Annotated in this window: 20 protein-coding genes; 3 read left to right on the top strand and 17 right to left on the bottom strand. The window is 59.6% G+C overall.

Annotated features, from left to right (window positions below):
- Positions 1 to 35: 35 nt before the first annotated feature.
- From dxs to ispH, 11 genes are all read right to left on the bottom strand, one after another.
- Positions 36 to 1,982, bottom strand: coding sequence for a 1-deoxy-D-xylulose-5-phosphate synthase (dxs, locus tag KF814_10595; GenBank protein MBX3236594.1), 1,947 nt, complete (start codon positions 1,980 to 1,982; stop codon positions 36 to 38).
- A 181-nt stretch (positions 1,983 to 2,163) separates the two neighbouring features.
- On the bottom strand, positions 2,164 to 3,171 hold the full coding sequence (locus KF814_10590; protein MBX3236593.1) for a DUF3187 family protein: 1,008 nt from the start codon (positions 3,169 to 3,171) through the stop codon (positions 2,164 to 2,166).
- 145 nt (positions 3,172 to 3,316) lie between these two features.
- Positions 3,317 to 4,507 carry a BamA/TamA family outer membrane protein gene (locus KF814_10585; GenBank protein ID MBX3236592.1) on the bottom strand — a complete coding sequence of 397 codons (1,191 nt, stop codon included), beginning with the start codon at positions 4,505 to 4,507 and terminating at the stop codon, positions 3,317 to 3,319.
- 52 nt (positions 4,508 to 4,559) lie between these two features.
- Complete coding sequence (locus KF814_10580; protein MBX3236591.1) at positions 4,560 to 5,171, bottom strand: ABC transporter substrate-binding protein; 612 nt, start codon at positions 5,169 to 5,171, stop codon at positions 4,560 to 4,562.
- Positions 5,172 to 5,232: 61 nt separating this feature from the next.
- A complete protein-coding gene (gene mlaD / locus KF814_10575) occupies positions 5,233 to 5,676 on the bottom strand; it encodes an outer membrane lipid asymmetry maintenance protein MlaD (GenBank protein MBX3236590.1) in 444 nt (147 codons plus the stop codon).
- Between the two features lie 103 nt (positions 5,677 to 5,779).
- A complete protein-coding gene (locus KF814_10570) occupies positions 5,780 to 6,538 on the bottom strand; it encodes an ABC transporter ATP-binding protein (GenBank protein MBX3236589.1) in 759 nt (252 codons plus the stop codon).
- Between the two features lie 107 nt (positions 6,539 to 6,645).
- Positions 6,646 to 7,413, bottom strand: coding sequence for an ABC transporter permease (locus tag KF814_10565; protein ID MBX3236588.1), 768 nt, complete (start codon positions 7,411 to 7,413; stop codon positions 6,646 to 6,648).
- A 21-nt stretch (positions 7,414 to 7,434) separates the two neighbouring features.
- Complete coding sequence (locus KF814_10560; GenBank protein ID MBX3236587.1) at positions 7,435 to 8,187, bottom strand: hypothetical protein; 753 nt, start codon at positions 8,185 to 8,187, stop codon at positions 7,435 to 7,437.
- Positions 8,188 to 8,241: 54 nt separating this feature from the next.
- Entirely contained in the window at positions 8,242 to 10,419 is a 2,178-nt protein-coding gene (gene shc, locus KF814_10555) for a squalene--hopene cyclase (protein MBX3236586.1), read from the bottom strand.
- Between the two features lie 191 nt (positions 10,420 to 10,610).
- Positions 10,611 to 14,303, bottom strand: a complete 3,693-nt coding sequence (gene smc, locus KF814_10550; protein ID MBX3236585.1) for a chromosome segregation protein SMC — start codon at positions 14,301 to 14,303, stop codon at positions 10,611 to 10,613.
- Between the two features lie 267 nt (positions 14,304 to 14,570).
- On the bottom strand, positions 14,571 to 15,533 hold the full coding sequence (gene ispH, locus KF814_10545; protein MBX3236584.1) for a 4-hydroxy-3-methylbut-2-enyl diphosphate reductase: 963 nt from the start codon (positions 15,531 to 15,533) through the stop codon (positions 14,571 to 14,573).
- A 224-nt stretch (positions 15,534 to 15,757) separates the two neighbouring features.
- Between ispH and KF814_10540 the strand changes: the two genes are divergently transcribed.
- Both KF814_10540 and KF814_10535 read left to right on the top strand, forming a co-directional pair.
- Complete coding sequence (locus KF814_10540) at positions 15,758 to 16,468, top strand: response regulator transcription factor (GenBank protein ID MBX3236583.1); 711 nt, start codon at positions 15,758 to 15,760, stop codon at positions 16,466 to 16,468.
- The gene (locus KF814_10535) at positions 16,465 to 18,312 is read left to right on the top strand and encodes a HAMP domain-containing protein (GenBank protein MBX3236582.1); all 1,848 of its coding nucleotides are present in this window, start codon (positions 16,465 to 16,467) and stop codon (positions 18,310 to 18,312) included. The genes KF814_10540 and KF814_10535 overlap by 4 nt, the downstream gene beginning before the upstream one ends.
- Here the strand turns inward: KF814_10535 and KF814_10530 are convergent.
- From KF814_10530 to KF814_10520, 3 genes are all read right to left on the bottom strand, one after another.
- Positions 18,290 to 19,282 (bottom strand): inorganic phosphate transporter, encoded by a 993-nt coding sequence (locus tag KF814_10530; GenBank protein MBX3236581.1) that lies wholly within the window; start codon positions 19,280 to 19,282, stop codon positions 18,290 to 18,292. The two genes, KF814_10535 and KF814_10530, sit on opposite strands and share 23 nt — an antisense overlap.
- Positions 19,283 to 19,346: 64 nt before the next feature.
- Positions 19,347 to 19,964, bottom strand: coding sequence for a DUF47 domain-containing protein (locus KF814_10525; GenBank protein ID MBX3236580.1), 618 nt, complete (start codon positions 19,962 to 19,964; stop codon positions 19,347 to 19,349).
- A gap of 84 nt (positions 19,965 to 20,048) precedes the next feature.
- Complete coding sequence (locus tag KF814_10520) at positions 20,049 to 21,041, bottom strand: ketoacyl-ACP synthase III (GenBank protein ID MBX3236579.1); 993 nt, start codon at positions 21,039 to 21,041, stop codon at positions 20,049 to 20,051.
- Between the two features lie 253 nt (positions 21,042 to 21,294).
- Between KF814_10520 and bamD the strand changes: the two genes are divergently transcribed.
- Complete coding sequence (bamD, locus tag KF814_10515; protein MBX3236578.1) at positions 21,295 to 22,209, top strand: outer membrane protein assembly factor BamD; 915 nt, start codon at positions 21,295 to 21,297, stop codon at positions 22,207 to 22,209.
- An 11-nt stretch (positions 22,210 to 22,220) separates the two neighbouring features.
- On the opposite strand, the gene KF814_10510 is transcribed toward bamD, so the two are convergent.
- The 3 genes from KF814_10510 to KF814_10500 form a co-directional block, all read right to left on the bottom strand.
- Positions 22,221 to 23,423, bottom strand: coding sequence for an NAD(P)/FAD-dependent oxidoreductase (locus tag KF814_10510; GenBank protein MBX3236577.1), 1,203 nt, complete (start codon positions 23,421 to 23,423; stop codon positions 22,221 to 22,223).
- A 132-nt stretch (positions 23,424 to 23,555) separates the two neighbouring features.
- Positions 23,556 to 24,302: a sulfite exporter TauE/SafE family protein gene (locus KF814_10505; GenBank protein ID MBX3236576.1), complete on the bottom strand. Its 747-nt coding sequence runs from the start codon at positions 24,300 to 24,302 to the stop codon at positions 23,556 to 23,558.
- Positions 24,299 to 24,775 carry a TlpA family protein disulfide reductase gene (locus tag KF814_10500; GenBank protein ID MBX3236575.1) on the bottom strand — a complete coding sequence of 159 codons (477 nt, stop codon included), beginning with the start codon at positions 24,773 to 24,775 and terminating at the stop codon, positions 24,299 to 24,301. The genes KF814_10505 and KF814_10500 overlap by 4 nt, the downstream gene beginning before the upstream one ends.
- Between the last annotated feature and the right edge of the window lie 53 nt (positions 24,776 to 24,828).

The following is a 24,828-nucleotide window of genomic DNA, read 5'->3' as shown; positions in this document are numbered from 1 at the left end:
CTAACTCCGACACTTTATCTCTAATTTTTGCTTGCTCAGCTTCCCTGCTCATCGCCCAGGGGCAGTCCGCCCACCAGCGAAGCCACTCGGCTCGCTTCATCGGCTGCAGCGCCCTTGCCGAGCAATTCCTTCACGCTGGCATAAATCCCGTCGGCAGTCAGGCCATAGCGTTCGCGCAGGAAGTCCTGAGGACCCTGCTCGATATACCAATCGGGCAAACCGATGACTTTCGTCCGCAGATGCGTAATGCCCGCCTCGGCAATCGCTTCGAGCACTGCCGAGCCGAACCCGCCCATCTTGCACCCCTCTTCGACCGTGACGAGGTAGCGAACGTTCTTCGCAGTCTTCGCGATCAATTCACCGTCGAGAGGCTTCACAAAACGGCCGTTGATGACGGCCGCCGAGATACCGTCTTCGGCCAGACGTTCGGCTGCCTTGACGGCCTGCCACACCGTGACGCCGATGGCGACGATGGCGACATCGGTTCCTTCGCGCAGTACTTCTCCCTTGCCGATCGGCAAGGCAGTCGGCTCCGGATCCATCGGGACACCGAGGCTCACGCCGCGCGGATAGCGCACGGAGGCGGGACCGTCGAAATCCAAACAGGTCTTGATCAGGTGCTGCAGTTCGTTTTCATCCTTGGGCGCCGTGACGACCATGTTCGGCACGTGCCGCAGAAATGCATAGTCGAACGCGCCATGGTGCGTTGTGCCGTCCTCAGCCACGAGCCCGCCTCGATCGATGCAGAACATGACCGGCAGATTCTGGGTGGCCACGTCGTGTACGACTTGGTCGTAGGCACGCTGCAGGAAGGTCGAATACAAGGCCACGACGGGCTTCATGCCCTGCGCTGCCATACCGGCGGCGAACGTCACGGCATGTTGCTCGGCGATTCCCACGTCATACAGCCGATCGGGAAACGCCTTTTCGAACACGTTCAGGCCGGTGCCTTCGCACATGGCCGCGGTGATCGCCACGATCCGCTTGTCTTGCTTGGCCAACTTCACCAACGTGTCGACCGCCATCGCCGTATAGGTCGGACGCGGAGACTTCTTGGCCGGGGCTCCCGTTTCGCGCACAAAGGACGGACAGGCATGGAACCACACCGGGTTTTCCATCGCCGGCTGATAGCCGAGCCCTTTCTTCGTAATCACATGCAACAGCACGGGGCCCTTCATCTTCAGCACGTTCTCGAGCGTCGGCAGGAGATGCTCGAAGTTGTGTCCGTCGATCGGACCGGCGTACTGGAAGCCCAGTTCCTCAAACAGGAGACCCGGGAGAATCGCGCCCTTGGCCAACTCTTCAGCCCGACGCGCGATCTTTTGCACTTCCAGGCCGATGTGGGGGATCTTGCGCAACAACTGTCCGGTTTCCTCGCGCATGCGGGCATAGAACTCGCCGGTGAATGTCCGGTTCAAATAGGCGGAAATGGCGCCGACGTTCTTGGAAATAGACATCTGGTTGTCGTTCAGAACCACGAGGAAGTCACGGTTGGTTCCGCCGGCGTGGTGGAGACCTTCCAGCGTCATCCCGGCCGTCATCGCGCCGTCGCCGACCACACAGACCACCTTGTACTTTTCATCCTGCTGATCGCGGGCCTCCGCCATGCCGAACGCAGCCGACACACCCGTTCCCGCGTGCCCCGCGTTGAAGGTATCGTAGGCGCTCTCTTCTCGCTTGGTGAACCCGCTCAACCCGCCATACTGGCGCAGCGTGTGAAATTGCTCGCGACGACCGGTCAGCAGCTTGTGGGTGTAGGCCTGGTTGCTCGTGTCCCAGACGATCTTGTCATTCGGCGTATCAAGGAGGTACTGCAGAGCGACGGTCAGTTCAACCACGCCGAGGTTGGAGGCCAGGTGCCCGCCGACGTTAGAGACCACGGAAATGATCTGGTCGCGAATCTCCTGGCAGAGTTCGGGGAACTGCTCCGGGGAGAGTCGCTTCAAATCAGCCGGACTATGTATGGTCTTCAACAGCGACATTGCTCTATCTCCTTGTCAAATGATGAGAAACGAACCACGGTACTCAACGGGATGTAGCTGTATGGCGCAGGGTATAACGAAGCAGCGAAGAAGTTTTCCGTAATTCGGAATAGTCTCACATATGCCCCCTGCACTGTCAAGGGTTTTACTCTATATTCTGGGCAGTTAGCTCTCAGCGCTCCTAGCTCCCGAATCGGTACGTGAACAGGGTGGAGACCGTAAAATCCGCCGCACTCCCCGTGATGAAATCCAGATTCTCCACGCCATACACCTGCCACAGCAACCCGCGCGCGACACGGTAACTGAAGCCGACTGCCGACTCCGTCACGCCCTTATCCAACGTCTGAGTGCCGGTACCATGGAACGGTGACGAGTAATAGTCGAACTGGGCCGTAAAGGACAGATTCTCGGACCACAGATACTCGACCGCCGCCAGCCCACTCATGACCGGATAGAGGGCGAGTCCAGCCAAATGCCCGGTCGGAAAAATCCCGTTCACGTTCGCATAGACGATCCAACGTGACGCCAGCGTCTTTTCCATGGCCAGCCCGACTGCGGCATCGGGATGGCCGCTGCCGAAGATTTGTTCACGGTTTCCCGTGGGTGCCTTCACCCCGACTCGGAAGGACAGTGCCGGTACTACTGTCGTTTCCTTCAGCACCTGATACTTCCCAAAGAAAGAAATATCCCCCAAGCCCGTTCCACCCTCCTTGCCGCTGAAGAGGGTCCGTCCGGCACGGTCGACCTGGTAGGCATAACCCACGTTCATCAGAGCATTGCGCGCCGGAGCCAATCCCGTCGTTGCCCGCTCCGTCGCCATAATGGCCCCTTCGAGAAACCCACGATACCGGTGCAGAACCGGCACTTCGGCCCCAACTTCGAACCGATCGTTCACGCCATATCGCAAGAACAGGCCGGCCCGCAGCGTTTCGAACTTCATCGTCGTCTGGGCCTGATCCGTGACGTCGCGCGCAATGCTGCTGGTTTCGGCCAGCTCCAGCCGGACATCGAAGGTGCCCGGCTTCACAACATTCGCCCGATCACCCGGCATCTGCAGGACCAATTGCTGTATCGCTTGAAAATTTCTGACAGGCAAAGGACCGAATCCATCGGCCAAGGCGGCCGATGGGGCTGACGCCGACAGCACAATGAGGACGCTGAGCGTGGGCCACCATATGGTCCGACTCAAAAGGAATTTCACAAGTCCGCCGAGTGATGGGTGGCTCGTGACAGGGTCGTGGCGATTTCGGAAAGCAGCCTGCATCGAGATCTCGGCTTTCGCATGGCGCCCGAACGAGGGACGCTTCCCGAGCCGCAATCGCCGGAGTGCTCAGCTAATAGGGGAAATCTAGACCGGCAAACACCGCGCTGTTGCCTTCGCGACTCCAGCCGATGTCCAGACGGCCGACTACGTTCGGCCGTACGATGCCCCGCAGTCCGACCCCTGGGGTCATGCGGTAATCCTTGAAACTGACGTCCTTGAACGAATTGAACACCTGCCCCGTATCCAAAAACGGGGCAATCTCAAGGTCCGCCGTCACGCCGGCCACCTTGGTACGAATAAGATGAATCCGTTCTTCAATACTGAACGCCAGCAGGTGCTTATCGATGAAGCGATCCATGCCGTACCCCCGCAGGTTGTTTTGTCCGCCAAGGGACGACTGCTCGAAAAACGGCACCTGCGTTCCAAGCGTCGCCTGCAGGTCGGCCCGCACGACGAGAATCGCGCGCTTCGACTCGCTCGGAATCAACTTCTTGATTTCCAACTCGTAGCGCGAATACACGGGGTGATCGTGATTGCGCACATTCTGGTTCAGCTCGGCATAGGCCGTCACGGCCACGCCGTCGGTCGGCGTCACAAGATTGTCCCGGGTGTCATAGAGAAACGTGGCCCGGTGGCCGATGATGATCGACTCGCCTCGAATCCCGTCCACATTCGGGTACTGGTCGACGGAAAACGGCAGATCGGTCGCGCCCCGTTCGAGCCGCACTTGCCGCACCCGCTGCCCGACGGCAATCTGCGTCACCTCATTGGCATGGACCCCGAAGCGCCAATAGGCCCTGGCCTCGCGCGCCGTGTAGTTGGATTCACCAGACTCCGGTGTCGTTTGGCCGATGCCGAAGAAGCGAGACGTGGCGTTCTTGAAAAACGTGCCGCCGAAGTTCAACGAGTATTGGCCATTGTTAAAGGCCGGATCGGCATAATTGAAAAACAGCTTCCGCTCGATCTTTTCGGTGAACGAGCCGATGAACCGCATCTCCCGCCCGCCCGGTTCATACTTGAACAGGTTGAAGACGCCGCGCGAACCCACAATCGAGTTCTGGATGAACATCGGCGCCATGAGATAGCGCAGCTCTCCGTCCGGATCGGTGATCAGGATCGGCGCAATGAGACCGGCGTCGTTTCCGTCGTTCCGGCTGGTCGACACCGATGGGACAGGAAATACCTGCGTGTCCGCATGGGCGGACAGGGCCCCGACCCACAGGAGAAACCCCGCCAGCGCCAAGCAAGCCCAGCGCCACAATCCTGGAGTCCCTTGCGTGGCCGCTGCCGCGATCGAATGCCTCGTATCCGTTCTACGGGGCTTTGATCTTTTCGGATTTCTTGCGCAGTTGGTCGACGAGATCGGGGTACGAGGAGGTTCGGAGGATCTTTGAGAATTGCCCACGGTAATTGTTGACCAGGCTGACGCCGTCCACGACCACGTCATAGACGCGCCAATCGTTATTCTTGTTCAGCAAACGGTAGTCCATCGGGATTTCCGTCTTCCCGGACAGGACCTTGGTGCGCACCTCGGCATATTCCTTTTCCGTGCGCTCGTTCAAATATTGGACACCTTCGCCCGAATAGGTTTCAACACGATCGGCATACGTGTTGGTCAGAAGCGTCCGGAACAGATCGACGAACTCCTGCTTGTCCTTGTCCGACAGCTGGTTCCAGGGTGCCCCCAGGGATCGGCGGGACATTTCCGGGTAATCGAAGCGATCGCTCACGACCTTCTCCAGCCGCTGTCTCCGCTCTTCGGACTTCGTCGGCTGCTTGAGCTCTTTGTCCCCCACGATCTTCAGCACTTCGTCGATCGTCCCCTTGACCGCGTCGGTTGCGGTCATCGCAAAGACCGTCACCGCGCCCAGACATATCTGCAGCGCCATCACCACCGCCAGAACCCCTCCACGACGTGCGATCATACGATTCCCTCTGTGTGTGGTCTCCGTTCTGTTACCTATCCGATCCATGGCGACCAACCGGTCAGTTGACCTTCCCGTGTACATACTGGCTGACCAGTTCCTCTAGATCAAGCCCGGATTCCGTATCCCTGATCTTATCACCCGGCTTGAGCGCATCGCCGCCGCCCCCGATGGATAAGGCCAGGTATTTGTCTCCGATGATTCCCCTGGTCTTGATCGACGCAATCGTGTCCGAGTATAGCTTCACGCCATCGCGAATCGCGAGCGTCACCACGGCGCGATCATTGTTTAACCCGATTTGTTTGACCCGTCCGACTTCCACGCCTGCGATCTCCACCGAGGCGCCCGATTTCAATCCGGACGCCGAGGTGAACTCGGCATCAACCATGTAATTATTCCCGCCGATCACTTCCAGCTTGCCCAACTTGATCGACAAGTAGCCCAGGCAGGCCAACCCCACCAATACGAACAGGCCCACGATCATCTCTAACTTGGCTCGCTCCATATCGCGCTCCTCATAGCAGGATGCCGAACTCGTCTCTCGCCTCGAAGGCATCCCGGTGTCAGATCGCTTGATCTCTCGCCCCAACGTCAATGGTTGGAGGTCGTTATGGCGTGGCCGACGGCGCCTTGACCGTCACGGAACCACCCACAAAAATGAACTCTCGAATTTCCTCGTCCGTCGTCTTCACGAACTCACTGGATGGCGCCATGGCGGCGATCTTGCCTTTTCTCAACATCGCCACGTAATCGGAAAGCCCGAAGATTTCCGGAATCTCGTGGCTTACCATGATCGCCGTAAAGCCGAAGGTCTTCTGCATCTTCACAATTAAATCGTGGATGGCCTTGGCCATGAGGGGATCGAGCCCCGTGGTCGGCTCGTCGAACAGAATGATCTCCGGTTCCATGACCAACGCGCGCGCCAACCCTGCTCGCTTTCGCATGCCGCCGCTGAGTTCGGCCGGAAATTTGTGGCCCATCCCCGCCAGACCGACCTGCGCCAGCTTCTCGTCGACTCGGCGTGTGACCTGCTCGCCCTTCAAACGCAATTTTTCCCGCAGGGGAAAAGCCACGTTCTCAAATACCGTGAGCGAATCGAACAACGCGGCGCCCTGAAACAACATGGCAAACCGTTTGCGCACGTCGTTCAAAGCCGTCCCCTTCAATCGGCTGATCTCAACCCCTTCCACCCAGACTTGGCCCCGATCGGGCTGCATCAAGCCGATCATATGCTTGAGCAACACGCTCTTGCCTTCGCCGCTCTTGCCGATGATGGTCGTCAACTTGCCTTTGGGGATCTCCAAATCCACCCCCCGCAGGACCGGCTGGCCACCGAGCGTTTTTTCCACACCGACGAGCTTGATCATAGCCTCTCGTGAGACGTCAGATGTGAGGCGCCCAACGGAAGCCGCGCAGGAAGAACGCCCTCCGGCTCTCGTGCCCCCTCACGTCTTCTGTCTCACCTTTCACATCTTTACAACAGCACCGATGTCAGGAAATAGTCCCACACCAGAATCAACACCGCGGAGAGCACCACCGCCTCAGTCGTGGCGGTTCCCAATCCCTCGGCACTTTGCCTAGTGTAAAACCCTTTGTAGCAGCAGACCCAGCTGATCAGCAGACCGAAGCTGATGGATTTCATAATGCCGCCATAGACGTCCTTCCATTCCACGGCGGATTCAATCGAACTCCAATAGGCCCCGTGACTCCCACCCAGCAGATCAACCCCGACGATGTAGCCGCCGAAAATCCCCACGACATCGAACAGCGCGACGAGCAGGGGCACGCCGATCAAGCTCGCCACGAGTTTGGGGGCGATGAGATACTGCAACGGATTGATCGCCATGGTGTCGAGCGCATCGATCTGCTCCGTGATCCGCATAATCCCGATCTCGGCCGTCATGGCGGAGCCGGCTCGCGCGGTCACCATCAGGGCGGCAAGCACCGGGCCCAGTTCGCGGATGATGCTCAGGGCCACCGCCGATCCCAACACGGCCTCTGATCCGAACTTCCGCAGCGTGTAGTATCCCTGCAGTGCCAGCACCATCCCTGTAAAGACGGCGGTCAGCACGATGACGAAGGTCGATTTGTAGCCGATGAAGTGGAGTTGCTTGACGATTTGGTACAGCCGAAGGGGCGGTCGACCGAGCCATGCGAACGACGAGAGGATGAAGAGGAACATCCGTCCCATCTGCTCCGTCAGATCCAGGGAATAGCGCCCGATCTTTGCGACCCGTTCCACGCCGCTTCCTCCTTCCGCGCGTCAGGCGCGACGACCAGCCGAGAGGCCCGCCCACGCCCGATACACCGCCGTCAGATGCCGGCCCGCTTCTCGACTTTGCCGCCTGAGCCGATTGAGGCCGATCAGACAAGACGGACGCGTCACGCAGGCCGCAATACCGGCCAGCCACCCAGATGGCCTGAGAAACAGGTTGAAGTCAAGCGGAAGATCTTCTTCGAGCAGGTCGGAGACGGTCCGCACGATCGTAAACGGAATTCGATGCTCCCGCGCCACGGCACCGAGCGCCGCGCTTTCCATATCGAGTCCGATACCTTTCTCCTGTCGCGCCACAGCCAGCTTTTCGGCGGCGCGGCAGAGCACGGTCGGGACGGTGACGAATCGTCCGCAATGAACGGGAAGCCCTGCCTGCCGACCTGCGAGCGCCACTTCTTCCGCAACCGTGAGGTCGCAGGGTGTTTCGTGCTTCGCTCGCTCATCTTCCCGCAACACCACATCCGTGCCGATCAACACATCGCCGACGGCGGCATGGTCGAGCGCACAGGCGAACCCGGCCGACACGATCAACCGGAAGGCGTGTTGGGCGCACAGGGCTTTGGCCGTCGCAGTGGCACGTGCCGGCCCAACCCCCATCGGGACGACCCACCATTCCTGATTCGGCTGTCGGATAACCTCACAGGCAATCCCCGCTACCATTCGACGCTCGGCCGGCGGCAGGGCGGACAACAACGCCTGACGCTCCCATCGCGTGGCGACAAAGATCCCGACGGGCGTCACGGGGACACCAGCCGGGCGACAAAACAATTGGATGGAAAGGCCGGGGTCAATCGGTCAGCGCGGTGACCGGAACTGGCCGGATTGATAGGCCTGCAGACGCAACTCATCGGCCCTCGTCGTTCCACGAGTCTTGAGATTGCGGTACATGGCAAGCGCCCACAAGGGGAAATACTGCGAGTACCAATGGTAGCGAAGGTAGAACACGCGAGGGAAACCCGTGCCGGTATGGCGCACTTCTTCCCATGAGCCATCCTTCCGCTGATTTCGAATGAGGTAGTGAATACCCCGCGCCACGCTGAACGAATCGAACACGCCGGCGGACATCAGCGCCAGCAATGCCCAGGCGGTTTGCGACGGCGTGCTCTCACCGCGACCGCTGTGCGCTACATCGGCATACGACAAGCAGGACTCGCCCCAACCACCGTCCGGGTTCTGCTTCGATTCGAGCCAGGTGACGGCCCGCCGGATATACGGCGCAGAAAGGTCCTCTCCGATCGCGCGCAACCCCGCCAGAACCGACCACGTGCCGTAGATATAATTGACGCCCCACCGTCCGTACCAACTGCCGTCCTTTTCCTGGTCGTTCTTCACGAAGGCCAAGGCCGACGCCACACAGGGATGCGTCCAATCATAGCCCAGCGTCGCCAACATCTCGAGACAACGCCCGGCCAAGTCGGCAGTGCTGGGGTCCAGCAACGCACGGTGGTCTGCGAAGGGGATGTAGTTGAAGACAATCCGGTTGTTGTCCTTATCGTAGGCGCCCCACCCACCGTCTGACCCTTGCATGGACACGACCCAGCGGCAGCCGCGGTTGATGGACGCCCGCTGCTGTTGGCTGTCCTGCATTCGCACCTTGGCCAAGGCCATCAACACAACGGCGGAGTCGTCCACATCCGGAAATGCTTCGTTCTCAAACTGGAAATACCATCCGCCCGGTTCGGCACCGGGGGAGGAAATGATCCAGTCACCCACGGTCGTCGTCTGCTTCGAGAGCAGCCAAGCCGCAGCCTTCTGCAAAGCAGGATGATCCTGCGGCATGCCGCACTCGATCAGCGTGTTCATCAGCAGGGACGTATCCCAGATCGGCGAATGGCACGGCTGCAGATGCATCGCATCTACCCGGTTGCCGTTCTCGTGAACCTGATCGTAGATCGCCAGATCGTCGATTTCTTTCATGGCCTTCACGACCAAGGGATCGTCGTGCCGATAGCCCAGGCAGTGCAACGCCATCACGGAATTGGCCATTGCGGGATAAATCGCGCCGAGGCCACCGCTGCCCTTCATATGGTCGACCATCCAGTGTTCGGCCCATTCGAGGGACTTCTGCCTGACCCACTCGACCGGCGAACGATCGTAGATCTTCAGCAACCCGTCGAGATTGATGAAGAAATTGCGCGCCGTAAACCAGGTGCGATCTTTCTTGAACGGCGGAACGGTGGAGTAGTCGATCAGTTCCTTCGGTTGAACATAGAGTTCATCGATTCCGCGATCCTCCGGAATGGCGCAGAGCGGCCGCTTGGCGAAAATGATCAGGAGCGGAATCAAGACCGCGCGAGACCAATAAGAGATCGCGTAGATGCTGAAATAGAACCGCTTCGGCAGCAGCATGATTTCCGGCGGCATGCTCGGCACGCCTTTCCAGTCATACTGTCCGAATAGCGCCAGGGCGATCTTGCTGAACACGTTGGAAGCGGTCACACCCCCCATGCCCAGGATGCATTCCTTGGCCCTGACCATGAACGGCTCATCCGCCGATACGCCCGATAGTTTGAGGGCAAAATACGCCTTCACCGAGGCGCTGATCTCGGCAGGACCGCCGTAATAAATAGGCCATCCGCCATTGGGGAGCTGCGCGGACTTCAAGTAGCGCACAGCCTTAACTTCGATTTCGGGATCGACGCAATCCATGAAATGCCGGAGCATCAGGTACTCCGACGTCAGCGTCGTGTCCGCCTCGAGTTCCGCAACCCAGTAGCCTTCGTTGGGATGCTGCCGCCCCAGAAACCATACTTGGCTCTTCCGGATCGCCTCTTCCAAGGCTTCGAGTTGGCCGGTGGCCTGACTGTGAGCCCGCTTACTCGTCGTATCTCCCGTGATCGCCGTCGCACTCTTGTCGGACACCAACCGCAGCACAGGTCCTGCGGCAAGATCCCGCGCGGCCCTGATACCGTTGGGTACGGTGACGAGCAAACTGCCGGACAAACGATCGAGGAAGTTCTTAATGATCCGCATAGCGTTGTGCCGTGAGTCTAGAAAAAACGGCAGGATAGGACTTCGAGACGGTTCCATCTTTCAGCGAAGGCTCGCATGGAACCGCACTGTACCAGTAGCATTCATTAACAGGGGTTTATAACAAACTGCTTACAGGCAGTCAAGGACCACGCCGCCATTCCGACCGCGCATCACGTGTCCTGGCCAACCCTTTATGCCGGCTGCAGGTCGCCCAACTTCACCGAAATGATTTTCGACACTCCGGGTTCTTCCATCGTCACCCCGAAGAGCGAATCAGCCATCGCCATCGTGCGCTTATTGTGCGTGATCACGAGGAACTGCGCAGAAGTTGAGAGGCTGCGCAGCACCGACGTAAACCGCCCGATATTCTCTTCGTCCAACGGCGCATCGATTTCGTCAAGGATGCAGAACGGCGTCGGTCGGATGAGAAAGCTCGCGATCAACAGTGCCATGGCGGTCAGGGTTTTCTCGCCACCCGATAGCATCGTGATGCTCTTGAGTCGTTTACCCGGCGGCTGAGCCACGATTTCCACACCGGGCTCACGGGCCACATTCTGCTCGGCGCCCTCTTCCACCGGCTCATCGACCAACTGCAATTCCGCACGTCCTCCGGGAAAGAACTGCGAGAACACTTCGATGAATTTCTGCTGCAGTTCATTGAACGTGTTTACGAACATATCCTTCGTCGTCCGGTTGATCCGTTGGATGATTTCCTTGAGCGACGCGATGGAATTGGACAGGTCCTGTTCCTGGGCGGAGAGAAACTTGTGGCGCTCATCCAACTCGCGGTGCTCCTCGATGGCCGCCAAGTTGATGGCCCCCATGCGATCCAACCGTTCGCGAATCTTCTGCAGCTGCTCCCGCAACTGCGGAGTTTCCTCGGCGGCAAACGGATTCTCCGGCGTCGGCGTCCCCTCCTGCGTGTCTGCATTCGCCGGTGACTCGGCCGGTGCCAGCAAGGACATCGGATCAATTTGATAGGTACCGGATAGGGTACTTTCCAACGTCGACAGATGGGTTTTGACTTCCGCCCGCCGAACCTCCACCCCCATCCGTTCGTCGCGCAAACCGGAGAGAACTTGCCGAGCCCCGGTCAGCCCCTGCTCCACGGCGTGCAAGGCCGCCATCTGTTCCGCCTGCCGTTCCTGGGCGGCAACCAAGTCGGCCTTGATCCGGTCGACCTCCGCACCCAACTCTTGGCACAAGGCCTCCTGCCGCAGCCGCTCCTCACGGCTTTGCTCGATGGCCTCGATCACGCCTTGGAGCTGCGCCTCCAAATCAGCCACTCGATGCCGAGACGATTCCAGGCGCTGGTTGAGGCGTGAGATATCATTGACGCCGTGATCCCGCCTGCCTCGCAGACTCTCCAGCGTCAGGCGGGCTTCGGTTAAACGCTGCTGCAACTCCATTCCTTGTCGGTCCAACGCGCCGACCCGTTCCCGGACCTGCGCCAACGTCGCTTCCTGTCCGGATTTTTCGCCCATCCATTGGCCGAGCTGCACCTGTCCGGCATAGAGTTCCTCACGAACCCGCTCTTGTTCGGCCATGCCTTGCGCCAACTCTCCGGCGAGATTCCCCAGACGCCGCTCCAATTCCGCACGGCGTTGCTCGACACCGGCATCGTCCTTCTCGAGCGACAACTCCAGCATTTCGGCCTGGCGAATCGCACCGGCAAGCCGCTGTTCCTGCTCTCGCGTTTCGGCCAATTGCCGCCCGGCCTCGTCTTTTGCCTGGCGCGCCTGATCCAGCTGCTCCGCAGCCTCAACCCGCCGCGCTTCCAATTCCAACACTTCACGGCGCCGCTGGAGCACGCCGCCCGTGCTCGTACCGGAACCACCGGTAATGACTCCGGCCGCATCCAGCGTTTCCCCGGATAAACTAACGAAGGTCGGGCCGCTGGGCGCAGCCCATTGGTGCTGTTCCCACAGGTGAAGCGCGACCGACAGGGAATCCACGATCACGATCCCGTCGAACAGATAGGCCAGCGTGGCGGCCGATTCTTCCCCGGCACGAATCAGATCCACCGCTCGACCGACGACGCCGGGTTGTCCCTGCAACTGGTCCCACCATGGCTGTACCGGCGCCTGTCCCGAGTCGCCCGTCGCCCAACGCAACTGCTGCGGGATGAACGCCCCTCGCCCCAGCTCCTTACCTTTCAAGAACTCAACTGCCCGGCAGGCCGCCTCCGGTCCGTCGACCAGCCAGCCCCGAACTCGATCACCGAGAATTGTCTCGACGGCTCGATCAAGCCCAGCCGGCACCACAAGCCATTCGGCCAGCGCATCGCGCACGCCGTCGCACGTCCTGAGCGCGGTTTGCTCCTCATCGCCCTCCCGGCCATACCCCATCTCTTCGCGGACGACGCCCTGTAGGGTACCGAGCCGTGACTCCACGCCCGCGACCTCTTCCGTGAGCCGCACGATGTCGCGATCCGAGGAGACGACTTGCGCGCCCAGTTGCTCGATCCGCAGCACGGCTTCATCGCGCTGCGCCGACAGGGTCTGGATGCGCTCGCCCACTTCCCCGCGCTGCAAGGACAAATTGTGCCGCTGCTCGTCGAGCACGCTCACCTGCCCCGTCAACTCGTTCTGTTCGCGTGTGATCCGTTCGCAACGCGCGGCGGTTTCTCCCTGTCGTCGGGTAAGCTGCGCCAGATTTTGCTCGGTATTGGCGACGAGCACCGCCAGGTTGAGGACATCCTGCCGACCGCGTTCTTCTTCAGCCAACGCAGCCGCCCGCTGCCCCGCAAGCGTCTTGGCCTCACTGTCCAAATCGGTAAAGAGCCGCTCCTGTTCTCCGATCTCCGACTCCACCTGCAGCAGTACTTCACGCAAGGATTCCGACTCGGCCTGGGCTTGTTCCTGTTCGGCGTTCAGCCGCCCCATTTCCTGGGTCGCCTGCGCGCGCTGCTGTTCGTACATCTGCATCCGGTTGCGCTCCACCTCGGCCGAGGCCAGCGCATGCGATTGCTTCTGTTCGATGGCGGTCAACTCATCACGCACGCGGGACATCGACTCGGCTGCGTCGGTCATGCGCAGGCGGATTGCTTCCTGCTCCGTTTCGAGCCTGGCCTGCTCCGCGGCCTGGCTGCTTTCCCGTGATTCGATATCGCGCGCCTGCACCTCGATGCCGTCGAGGTCGTCGCGCATGGTGCGGTAGTCGCGGCTCAACAACTCAATTTCCAACCCACGCGCTTCCTGCTGCAAATTTTGATACGAACGCGCTTGCCGAGCCTGGCGCTCCAACGAGTTCAGCTGCTTCTTCACCTCGGCGATGATGTCGCGGACCCGCAATAGGTTTTGCTGCGTCTGGTCGAGCTTGCGAAGCGCCTCGGCCTTTTGCTTCTTGTAGCGGACGATGCCGGCCGTTTCTTCGATCAGTTCGCGGCGATCCTGCGGAGAGGCCTGGAGAATCTGCTCGATCCGCCCCTGCTCGATAACGGTGTGTCCCTTCGAGCCGGCTCTGGTCTCGATCAACACGCTTCGAATGTCTTTCAGCCGGCATTGGGTTTTGTTGATGAGGTATTCACTGTCACCGTTCCGGTAGAGCCGCCGCGTGATCATGAGTTCTTGATATTCGCCGAGTTGACTCGGCAGACCCGCGATCGAATCGAGGCGCAACTCTCCGAGACCGCCGATGATCAGAGAAACCTCGACCATCCCAAGCGGCTTCCGGACTTCCGTGCCGTTGAAAATTACGTCTTCCATGCGCTCGCTTCGGAGCGTCTTGGTGCTTTGCTCGCCCAAAACCCACAGGATGGAGTCGACCACGTTGCTTTTTCCGCTGCCGTTCGGACCGACGATGGCGGTAATGCCCTCGGGGAATTGAATCTTGGCTTCCGCAAATGACTTAAAGCCGAGCATTTCCAGGGACTTCAGGTACACCAGCCACCTCCCGATCGAGAAGGTTAAAGTGGGTCGACTCGTGGGAAAAACGCGGCCCTCTTCTATCACAGGGGCAGGGTGAAATCAAAAGGAAAAACCCCTGATATAGGGCAACTAATCCAGCGCAGCCCCAACATATGGAGCCTACCTGATAGGACTTCGCGATGTCGGAATTACGTGGCGTGACGGGACTGAGTCGGGAGGAAAGGGGACGGCACAACCTGGAGCCGGCGCCTGCGGACAGGCGCCGGCGTTCGGGTTCAGCAGCTATGTCGTCGATGCAGCCGCGCGCGATGCGGACTCGATGGTGACCAACTCCTTCGGGAGGAGGAATTCAACGTCTTCCTCGATCACCGTCAGTTCCTCGACGTCTTCGGAAGATCCAAGAGTCTTCAGGTAAACCACGACCTCTGAGACCAAGACCTCGGGCGCCGAAGCACCGGCGGAGATCCCAACCGCCTTGGCATCCTTGAGCCACGCCGGATTGATGTCTGATGCCGCATCGATCAAGTACGACGGAATGCCGCAATGCTCCCCCAACTCGCGCAACCGATTCGAATTCGAGCTGTTGGGGGACCCGATGACGAGGATCACATCGACCAGCTTCGAGAGCGCTTTCACCGCATTCTGGCGATTTTGCGTCGCATAGCAGATGTCTTCCTGGTGCGGCCCCTTGATGTTGGGGAATCGGCGGTTCAGGGCCTCGACGATATCACGGCATTCATCCACGCTCAGGGTCGTCTGGGTCACATAGGACAGATTCTTGGTGTTTTCGACATGCAATGCTTCGACGTCGGGTACCGACGAAACCAGGTGGAACTTATCCGGAATCTGTCCCAACGTCCCGATCACCTCCGGGTGGCCGGCATGGCCGATAAGAATCAGTTCATACCCCTGATTGTAGTCGCGGTTCACCTCGTTGTGGACCTTGATGACCAACGGGCAGGTGGCGTCGATGACATGGAGGCGCCGTGACTGAGCCTCCTGCCATACGCCTTTCGCGACGCCATGCGCACTGAAAATCACAACGGACCCTTCCGGGACTTCGCTCAACTCCTCCACAAACACTGCGCCCTTCTGGCGGAGGGAGTTGACGACATGCCGGCTGTGCACGATTTCATGCCGGACATAGATCGGCGCGCCGTACTTCTTCAGCGATAGGTCAACGATATCGATGGCACGATCCACCCCTGCACAAAATCCCCGGGGATTGGCCAGATAAATCTTCATACCAAAGTCCTTCCTCTCACGGCGCAATGAGGTTCGATGCAACCGCGAGCACACAGCCGTCGATAGCGTAAACCTTACGTCAGAGTCGACCTGATCGTCAACAGAATCGTCCCGGTCGGACGGACGCTCACCAGGCAATCGCCCCCCGCAGCAAGGCGCACCGCCCGCCCCGGTCGGTCCGAACCGGGGTTGAGCCTCATGATGCTTTATGGGACAATCCGCCTGTGTCATCCGGGACCGCCAAAAAGATTCTCATCGTCGAGGATGAGAAGGATATTCTGCAACTCGTCAAACTGTATTTGGAGAAGGACGGGTTTCGCACGGTCGTCGCCATGACCGGATCAGAGGCCCTGCGCCAGGTGAAGGCGGAGCGTCCTGACCTCATGATCCTTGACCTCATGCTACCGGAAATGGACGGCTTGGAGGTCTGCAAACGTATCCGCCTCAACCCCGACACTGCCCTCCTGCCGATCCTCATGTTAACGGCAAAAGCCGAAGAATCGGATACCGTCATCGGGCTGGAGCTGGGCGCCGACGATTACGTCACCAAGCCCTTCAGCCCCAAGGCATTGGTGGCCCGCGTGAAGGCCCTGCTTCGACGACTGGAGCGGAATGTCTCCGATGCCCGATTGACGTTCCAATACGGCCCGCTGGCAGTGGACCTCTCGCGGCATGAAGCCCGGATCGACGGCCGGGAGGTCAACCTGACGGCGAAGGAATTCGGCCTGCTTGAACACCTGCTTCGAAACATCGGGAGGGTGCTGACCCGCGACGTGCTACTCAATGCCGTGTGGGGATATGACTACTACGGCACGACCCGCACCGTCGACGTCCACGTGCGGCGGCTCAAGCAGAAGATCCCCCTCTTGGAGGAGGCCATCATATCGGTCAAATCCCTCGGCTACAAACTCCGCGAGCTCGACGCCTCGGCATGACGCTCGGAATCAGATGGAAGGTTGCCCTCGGTACGCTGGCCGCCGTCATGGTGGGGTTGGCGGTGGCGGGTGGTCTGGCCATCCGGTCGGCCGAGCAAACCGAACTGCGCAGGACCGCGGACATGTTGAATGTCCGAGTGGCGTTGGTAGGCACCTCGCTGCGGCCGCTCTTCGATCAATCCGGTGCTACGGCACCCCCGGCGATCCTGCATGCAACGGTCCAGGAGTTGAGCCAGCAATCTCACGCTCGCATCACCGTCATTCGGCAGGACGGCAACGTACTGGCAGACAGCGCGATTCCGCCGACCGGCCTCGCGACCATTGAAAACCACCTCTCGCGACCGGAAGTAGCCCAAGCCATCGCCACCGGAAGCGGAACCGATATCCGAGCCAGCCAGACTACCGGTGAACGCACCTATTATGTTGCGGTTCCCCTGGCAAGACCGGACAGAATGAATCCCGGCGTTCCGATCGTGCGGCTCGGCCTTCCCCTCACGACCATCGACGAACGCATTGCACATATCCAGCGCGACCTAGCTGCAGCGTTCGGGGTGGCGTTTCTGACCGCCATGGCACTCAGCGTCTGGGTCTCTCGCACCTTGACCAAACCCCTCTCCGAAATCGCCTCCGTGGCACGGCAGTTGGCGGGTGGCACTCCAGGAGTGCGCATCTCCACCACATCCACCGATGAAGTCGGCCTCTTGGCCCAAACCCTGAATCATATGACCGATGAGTTGGAAGCCAAAATCAAGGAGGTCTCAGACGACCGCGCGCAGTTGCTGGCCATGCTCATCGCCATGGTAGAAGGCGTGATGGTGCTCGATTACCGGGGGGTGGTGGTGCAGGTCAATCCCGCCCTGGAACGGATGTTATCACTAGAGCTGACGGAATCGCGCGGCCGCCCCTTTGGAGAACTGATTCGACACGAGGGCCTCAGCGCGCTGGTCTCGTCCGTCCTGCAGACCCGAACCGGTCAGGGCGGCGAAATCACACTCACGCCCAGCGGGCGCTGCCTACGGATTGAAGCCTCCATCGCGGGCGGGAGCCGGGAACAAGAAGCGTACGCGGTGTTCGTCTTCCACGACATCACCGACCTGCGCCGGCTCGAGAAGATCCGCAAAGATTTCGTGGCAAACGTGTCGCACGAACTGCGCACGCCGTTGACCTCGATCAAGGGCTACGTCGAAGCCCTTATGGACGGCGGCAAGAACGACCCGGACACCGCCACCGCGTTCCTCGAAATCATTATGAAGCAGAGCAATCGCCTGAACCTGATTCTCGACGATCTCCTGCAACTGTCGCAGATTGAGTCCGGCCAACTGCATTTCCGACAGGAACCAGTCGACGTACGAGCTCTGGTCGAACGCACGGTCGCGGTGATCAAGCCTCTGGCCGACAAGAAGCAGCATCAGATTGAGTTAGGCCTGCCGGAAGATCTGCCCTTCGTCAACGGTGACGAGGAGCGACTCGCCCAAGTCTTCATTAACCTCTTGGACAACGCGGTCAAATATACACCGGCCCAAGGCCACATCGTCGTCGGAGTCCGCGTACCGCGCGACCGCCACCAGAACCATGAAGTGGGAACTATCGACATCATGGTTGCCGATTCAGGCATCGGCATTCCTGAAGCCGACCGGCCACGGGTCTTTGAGCGGTTTTATCGGGTCGACAAGGCGCGGTCTCGGGAGCTTGGCGGAACGGGCCTCGGACTCGCGATCGTGAAACACATCGTCGAGGCCCACGGCGGGCACGTGTGGGTGGAAGCAAACAAACCCAGAGGAAGTCGGTTCATCGTCCGGCTTCCGGCCAGACAGAATAGCCTTACAACAATTTCGATACGATGAGATAGATGGTCGTCGCCAAGAGCGCGGCCCCCGGCAGGGTGAACAGCCAGGCCGAGAGGATTCGCGCCGTTACGCCCCAACGCACGGCGGACAAGCGCTTCACGGCTCCCACGCCCATGACGGTGGAAGTAATTGTGTGGGTGGTGCTCACCGGCAATCCGGCATGCGCGGTGAACAGCAAGACCGCCGCAGCGCCCGTCTCAGCCGCAAATCCATGCACCGGTTCGAGTTTGGCGATGCGCATCCCGAGGGTCCTGACGATCCTCCAACCCCCAACGGCAGTGCCGAGCCCCATCGCGAGGGCGCAGGAACCGATCACCCACGTCGGCACCTCCGGCGTCGAGATGGCACCGGCCGACACCAAGGCCAGCGTGATGATGCCCATGGCCTTCTGCGCATCATTCGCACCGTGACTGAAAGCCATGAAGCTCGCGGAGACCAATTGGAGACGGGAGAACACCCGCAAGGCCTGAGCCCTTGGGACACGGAAGAATGCCCAGCTCAAGGCGACCATGAGCAGAAGACCCATCGCGAACCCGAAGAACGGCGACAGCACCATCGCTTCCAACACCCCGCGCAAGCCGGAGAACTTCACCGCATTCACGCCCCCATGGGCTATCGCCGCGCCGACCAACCCGCCGATGAGGGCGTGGGAGGAACTTGTCGGCAATCCCAACATGAGCGTCAGGAAGTTCCAGATGATCGCGCCGGCCAATGCGGATGCCACGACTACTTGCGTGACAGCTTGCGGATCGACGATGCCGCCCCCGACCATTTTAGCCACCGCCGTCGACATGAACGCGCCGGCCACATTGAGGCCGCCGGCCACGATCACGGCCGTGGCCGGACTGACGACTCTCGTCGAGACAACCGTAGCAATGGCATTTGCACTGTCGTGCCACCCGTTGGAAAAATCGAAGAGCAGCGCCAGAATCACCACGAACAAGAGCAATCCGCTCAGTTCAACCATGACACGTTCATCCTATTCCACGGGGGTACTGCAGCAGTGACGCCGATGGGACAATTCCGCAGGGTCACGTGTGCTTTAAGGCGATGCGCTCCAAAATGTTGGCCACATCCTCGCAGCGGTCAGTGCCCGACTCGAAATTTTCGTAGATCTCTTTCCATTTGATGACGGCGATGGGGTCCGTGACGTTTTCGAAGAGACCCGAGATGGCGTCCCGGGAGATGCGGTCGGCTTCGTTTTCCAAGCTATTGACCCGCACGCTGCATTCGGTCACATCCGGATGCGGCTTTCCAAGAAGATCCACCGTCGCGCCGACTTCCACCGCCGCCTGATACAGCACATTGGACAGCTTGATGGCCAGCTCGGTCGGCGCGGTCACCTTGTAGAGCACGAACCGGTCGGCAATCGCCTCCACCACATCCAGAATATCGTCCAGGGCGCTCGCCAGGTCGTGGATGTCTTCGCGGTCGATGGGGGTGATGAAGGTCTGGTTCAGCTTGCGGGCGATCTCGTGCGTGATGCCATCTCCGACGTGCTCGACTTCCTTGATCCGCTTGGCCTTTTCGACGGGGTTATGAAAATCCTCCATCATGTCCTTGAGGAGGCGACTCCCCTCGATCATGTTGTGCGCGGCATTCTTGAACAGGTCGAAGAATGCTTCTTCTCTCGGTATGAGGCCAAACATACGTTCCTCTCTAAATCCGGACGCCCATGGTATTTTAGTCAGGTTACAACGGTGTTACGGGTGAACCAGTTGACAGCCACTCCGCTACCACCGCATCAGGCCCGTCGCCCAAGTCAGTCCACCACCGAACGCCCCGAGGAGCACCAGATCGCCCGAGCGTAGCCGGTTGTCTCGCACGGCTTCGTCGAGTGCAATCGGCAGCGAGGCCGAGGAGGTATTTCCGAACCGCTCAATCGCCTGGTACAGAACGCCCTCAGCCAACCCAAGACGTCGACGGAGTTGATCAAGAATACGCGCGTTCGCCTGATGTGCAATGACGCGCGCCAAATCCTGGGTCGACACGCCAAACTCCTTCAGAAGTTCAGTCATGGCCGCTTCCAGATGGCGAATCGCGGCCCGAAAGACCGGCCCACCCTGCATCCGCAGCACGTGCTCATTTGCCGAGACCGTTTCTGCCCGGCTGGGTCTGCGCGATCCCCCCGCCTTCACCTTGATCAAATCGTGTCCGGCTCCCTGTGCATAAAGACGAATGCCCAAGATTCCCGGCGCCAAGGGACCGCTCGATTCTTCCCGTACCAGCAGAGCAGCCCCAGCTCCATCCCCGAAGAGCACGGCCGTCTCCTTGTCATGCGGGTCGAGTGTGCGTGACTTAATCTCCGCCCCGATTACAAGCGCCGACTGAAATTGCCCGACGCGAATCATGGCATCGGCCATTGAAAGCCCATACAGGAACCCCGAGCAGGAGGCAGACAGATCAAATGCGGCCACGGCCTTGGTTCCCAAGCCGCGTTGGATATGGCAGGCCGTGGATGGGAATGGCATATCGGGCGAGGTTGTGGAGACAATCACCGCCTCTACCGATTCAGGCCGAAAACCCGCGGCCTGACAAGCTCGGCGCCCAGCCTCTATCCCTAAATCCGAAGTCGCCACCCCATCCTCAACGCAGTATCGAGTACGAATACCCGTCAAGGCAAAGATCGACTCGGCGGCTAACCCAACCCGAGCCCCAACCTCTTCGTTGGATAGGACTCGAGAGGGCAAGTAAACGCCGGTCCCGATAATGCGACTCCGCTTCACGTGATTCCTCTTCCATGTGCGCGGCCCCGCTTAATGCCCCCAGAGCGACCGCCTAGCGATCGAATTTTCATCATCGGGAGCCGGCGGAACTGCCTCCGGAACTCCCAGGAACGCGCGCGGCGCGATTATAGGACCCAGCCCCTAGACGGTCAACAAGCATTCCTGGTTTCGTTGCTTTTAAGTGCCAATTTTGCTAAAAATTTGAAGAGTTAGCCTAGTGGATTCTTCGGCAACTTGTAGAGGGAGGATCTGGATGCACCGGCATTCAAGGGTGGTGTATGTCTGCGTAAGCCTGATCGTCAGCCTGCTGTGGCTGAGCACCGGCTGCTCCAGCAAACAGAAGACCGCTTCCGGAAAACCGGTGACTGGAACGGACGAGCAGATCTTCCTCGGCGACACGATCGAAAAGAACTATGACCCGAATGTCATCATGAAGCGCGGGGAGGCCTTTTTCGAGAAGGAAGAATTCCCTGAAGCCATTGTCGAATTCCAGCACTTTCTCGAATTGCATCGATCGCATCAATTGGCTTCTTACGCCCAATTTAGACTCGGCGAGAGCCATCTCAAGATGGCCAAGTCTGTGGATCGGGATCCCGAGCCGGTGGCGAAGGCCATTACGGCGTTTGAAAAACTGCGGCGGGAATTTCCCGGTAACAAGTATGAAGCGCAGGCCCTTCAGCGGATCGATGAATGCCATGAATGGCTGGCCCAAACCCATCTGTTCGTCGGGCAGTTTTATTACCGCCGTGGCTCCTATCTGGCCGCCGCGCACCGCTTCGATCAGATCATGAAAGACTATGCAGACAAGAAAGTCGCGCCCGATGCCCTTTACTATTTGGCCATGAGCTATAAAGAAATGGGGGCCAATGATTGGGCGACGGAGAAATTGACCCTATTGGCCGAAAAATACCCGCAGAGTAACGCGGCACAGGACGGGAAAAAGCTCTTGGCCAAGCTACCACCGACTCCCCTAGCCGCCAGCCAGCCCGCGGTTGCCAAGACTGATCCAACTCCGGAAACGCCACGGGATGGGAATCTCGTGGCCTCGGTAATGGCCCCGGCCTTCACTGCACCGTTAAGTCGCTCCCCCGGGGCTGCCGCCCAGAGTTCGTCGGCTATCTCGATTCGCAAGCCGTTCGTTGCCTGCCGGCTTGGTGCCTGGTGCTGAGCCTCGCTGGCTTATCGCAGCCGTACCGCTTCCAGCAATAGTTCGCCCACCGACGCCTTGACCTTCGCCTTGGCCTCACCAAGAAAGCGTTCCGCCGTTGTTCGCCCCTGCAACACACCAAAGTAGCCCTGCACGATCGGTTCGTACTTGCGAAGGAGTTTGAAGCAGAGGTAAGGAAACCCATACACGACACGCGCAATCCGTGCCGTGACCCGGAATTCGGGCACGATCTCCCGCTCCACATCCTTCTCATACTCTTGCAGCGATCGCCCGGGTTCTTTGGCCGTGCGAAGGATCGCACGAGCGGCAAGCTGCCCTGATCGCACGGCATAGTATATTCCTTCGCCGAACAACGGATCGACCAAATGGCCTGCGTCGCCGACGAGTAGTACCCTGCCGTTCACGAGAGATCCGGCTTGTCCCCTTTCACCATTGCCCTCGCGGGAAAACACCGGAATGGGGTGCCCGATGGGGCGAGGAACTTCACGCTGGGCGAGCCCCTCCTGCTCCCGGACAAAGTTTTCAAAAGAGGCTCGCAGCCGGCTCGACTTTAAGCGGAACTCACCCAACCCGACCGATAGCCGCCCTTGCTTCGGGAAGATCCACCCATACCCCTGTGAGGCCGCACCAATATCCACCAGAATGCTCCGGGCACCGGGTATTTCGCAGTCATCCTCGACAGGCACTTCACTTTCAAGGGCCGGCACGCGATGGACTGAACGGCCAGGAAACAGTTGTCTGGCCACGAGGCTATTGGCCCCATCGGCCCCGATGACCACCGCCGCTCGATAACGACTCCGAGCCGTTACAATATCGACCCCGTCCTCGTCCTGGGCCAGGCCGACGACCGCTTCCCCCTGATGAATGTCCGTGCCGCTCTGCCGCGCCCTCTCGCCAAGATGGTGATCGAGCCGATCCCGCATGACCATGTAGGCGATCGGGGATGATGATTCGATCAAATGAGAGCGCTGGCCCTTGTAGGTAAACCGCACCCCATAAATGCTGCGTTCGACGAGCGAATCTAACTCGAGATGCAGCACCTGCGTAATACGAGCGGATAGTCCACCGCCGCATACCTTGTAACGCGGATGGACTTCCTTGTCGAAGGCGATGACCCTAAGGCCGGCTTGGCTAAGTTCGGCCGCAGCCACAGCGCCGCCCGGCCCCATTCCGATAATTGCCGCGTCATAACTGGGGATGGGTCTTGTCTGCATGTTGATATGAATGTCCGCGATGAGGAAACCGCAGAACCGAGAAGACCGGTTGGTTCGAATGAAGCCTCGAGGAGCCAGACTGGTCAAAGGGCGAGTCGCAATTCCATTCTTCTCAATACATGAATGGGCTCTTTATTGCCCCAGGTACCATCCGATGCCGTACCGTTCGAGGAAACTGGTGATGGTTGTCAGGGAGTTGGCGTAGATCATGACACCCACCACGATCAACAACACGCCGCTCACCGTCGAAACCCCCCACAAATAGGCCCTCACTTCCTTGAAGTAGCTGAGGAATCGGTCCACACCGAGCGCTGTGAGAAACAATGGCAGCGCCAATCCAAGCGAATACGCCGTCAACAACACCACTCCGCTCAGGAGAGACTCTGTCGTGCTGGCATAGAGAAGAATGGTGCCCAACACCGGCCCCACACAAGGCGTCCACCCTGCAGCGAACGCGATCCCGATCAAGAAAGACCCCAAGAACCCGGCTGGTCGATTCCTGAACTGATACCGATGTTCCATCTTGAGAAAATTCAGGTTCAGGATCCCGAGCAGATAGAGGCCGAAGACTACAACGACTATGCCGCCAATTCGACGGAGGTGATCCTGGTACGTAATCAGTGCTTGTCCCAGCAAGCTCGCCGACGCGCCGAATGCCACGAACACGGTGGAGAACCCGGCAATGAATAACAACGAGTTTAGGATGATGGCCTTCCGGAACCGACTGCGTTCGGAGACATCGGTCAACTGTTCGACCGACAAACCCGTAATGTAGGAAATATAGGAGGGCACCAGCGGCAGTACGCAGGGAGACACAAACGAAAGCAGTCCGGCCGAGAAGGCGGCGACCAATGATATCGAAGGCATGGCATCGGTCATGACGCGGTCTCTCGCAGTAACGACTCGACAAGCCGACGCCCCTCGGGGGCACTCCAGTCACGGGCACCGGGAATGCGTTTGCGGATGATCCCCTTCTTGTCGATGAGGAACGTCATGGGGAGTTGGCGGGCCCCGTAGCGAAGACCGATGCGAAAGTCGGAATCATGCAGGATCGGAAACGTGAAGCCGACTTCCTGTTGAAACGGTCGCGTGACGGCTGCGCCTTGCGCATCGGTTGACACCGCAAGAATCTCAAACTCTTTTCGGCTGAAGGAACGATATAGGCGTTCCATGGCCGGCATCTCGATTTTGCAGGGCCCGCACCAGGTCGCCCAAAAATTCAACAGAACGACTTTTCCCCGGAACTGATCCAGGGTCACGTTAAAGCCTTCCGAATCCTTCAACAAGAAATTCGGCGCCTCTTCGTCGATCTGTGGAACGGACTCCGCTACCGGCAGGGCTCCCGATCCCATGACCGGTCCGGCGATCACAGCCTCGCGCCATACACCGGCGAGGAGAGCGATCA

Source organism: Nitrospiraceae bacterium (genome assembly GCA_019637075.1).
Taxonomy (GTDB): Bacteria; Nitrospirota; Nitrospiria; order Nitrospirales; family Nitrospiraceae; genus JAHBWI01.
This window is presented reverse-complemented; position numbering and strand designations above follow the sequence as displayed.

Bases quoted from the DNA above. Each gene is read 5' to 3' on its own strand.
- KF814_10505 (MBX3236576.1), bottom strand. From the start codon at position 24,302: ATGACCGATGCCATGCCTTCGATATCATTGGTCGCCGCCTTCTCGGCC.
- ispH (MBX3236584.1), bottom strand. From the start codon at position 15,533: ATGAAGATTTATCTGGCCAATCCCCGGGGATTTTGTGCAGGGGTGGAT.
- dxs (MBX3236594.1), bottom strand. From the start codon at position 1,982: ATGTCGCTGTTGAAGACCATACATAGTCCGGCTGATTTGAAGCGACTC.
- KF814_10510 (MBX3236577.1), bottom strand. From the start codon at position 23,423: ATGCAGACAAGACCCATCCCCAGTTATGACGCGGCAATTATCGGAATG.
- KF814_10580 (MBX3236591.1), bottom strand. From the start codon at position 5,171: ATGATCGCACGTCGTGGAGGGGTTCTGGCGGTGGTGATGGCGCTGCAG.
- mlaD (MBX3236590.1), bottom strand. From the start codon at position 5,676: ATGGAGCGAGCCAAGTTAGAGATGATCGTGGGCCTGTTCGTATTGGTG.
- KF814_10570 (MBX3236589.1), bottom strand. From the start codon at position 6,538: ATGATCAAGCTCGTCGGTGTGGAAAAAACGCTCGGTGGCCAGCCGGTC.
- KF814_10530 (MBX3236581.1), bottom strand. From the start codon at position 19,282: ATGGTTGAACTGAGCGGATTGCTCTTGTTCGTGGTGATTCTGGCGCTG.
- KF814_10535 (MBX3236582.1), top strand. From the start codon at position 16,465: ATGACGCTCGGAATCAGATGGAAGGTTGCCCTCGGTACGCTGGCCGCC.
- bamD (MBX3236578.1), top strand. From the start codon at position 21,295: ATGCACCGGCATTCAAGGGTGGTGTATGTCTGCGTAAGCCTGATCGTC.
- KF814_10525 (MBX3236580.1), bottom strand. From the start codon at position 19,964: ATGTTTGGCCTCATACCGAGAGAAGAAGCATTCTTCGACCTGTTCAAG.
- shc (MBX3236586.1), bottom strand. From the start codon at position 10,419: ATGCGGATCATTAAGAACTTCCTCGATCGTTTGTCCGGCAGTTTGCTC.
- KF814_10500 (MBX3236575.1), bottom strand. From the start codon at position 24,775: ATGGGATCGGGAGCCCTGCCGGTAGCGGAGTCCGTTCCACAGATCGAC.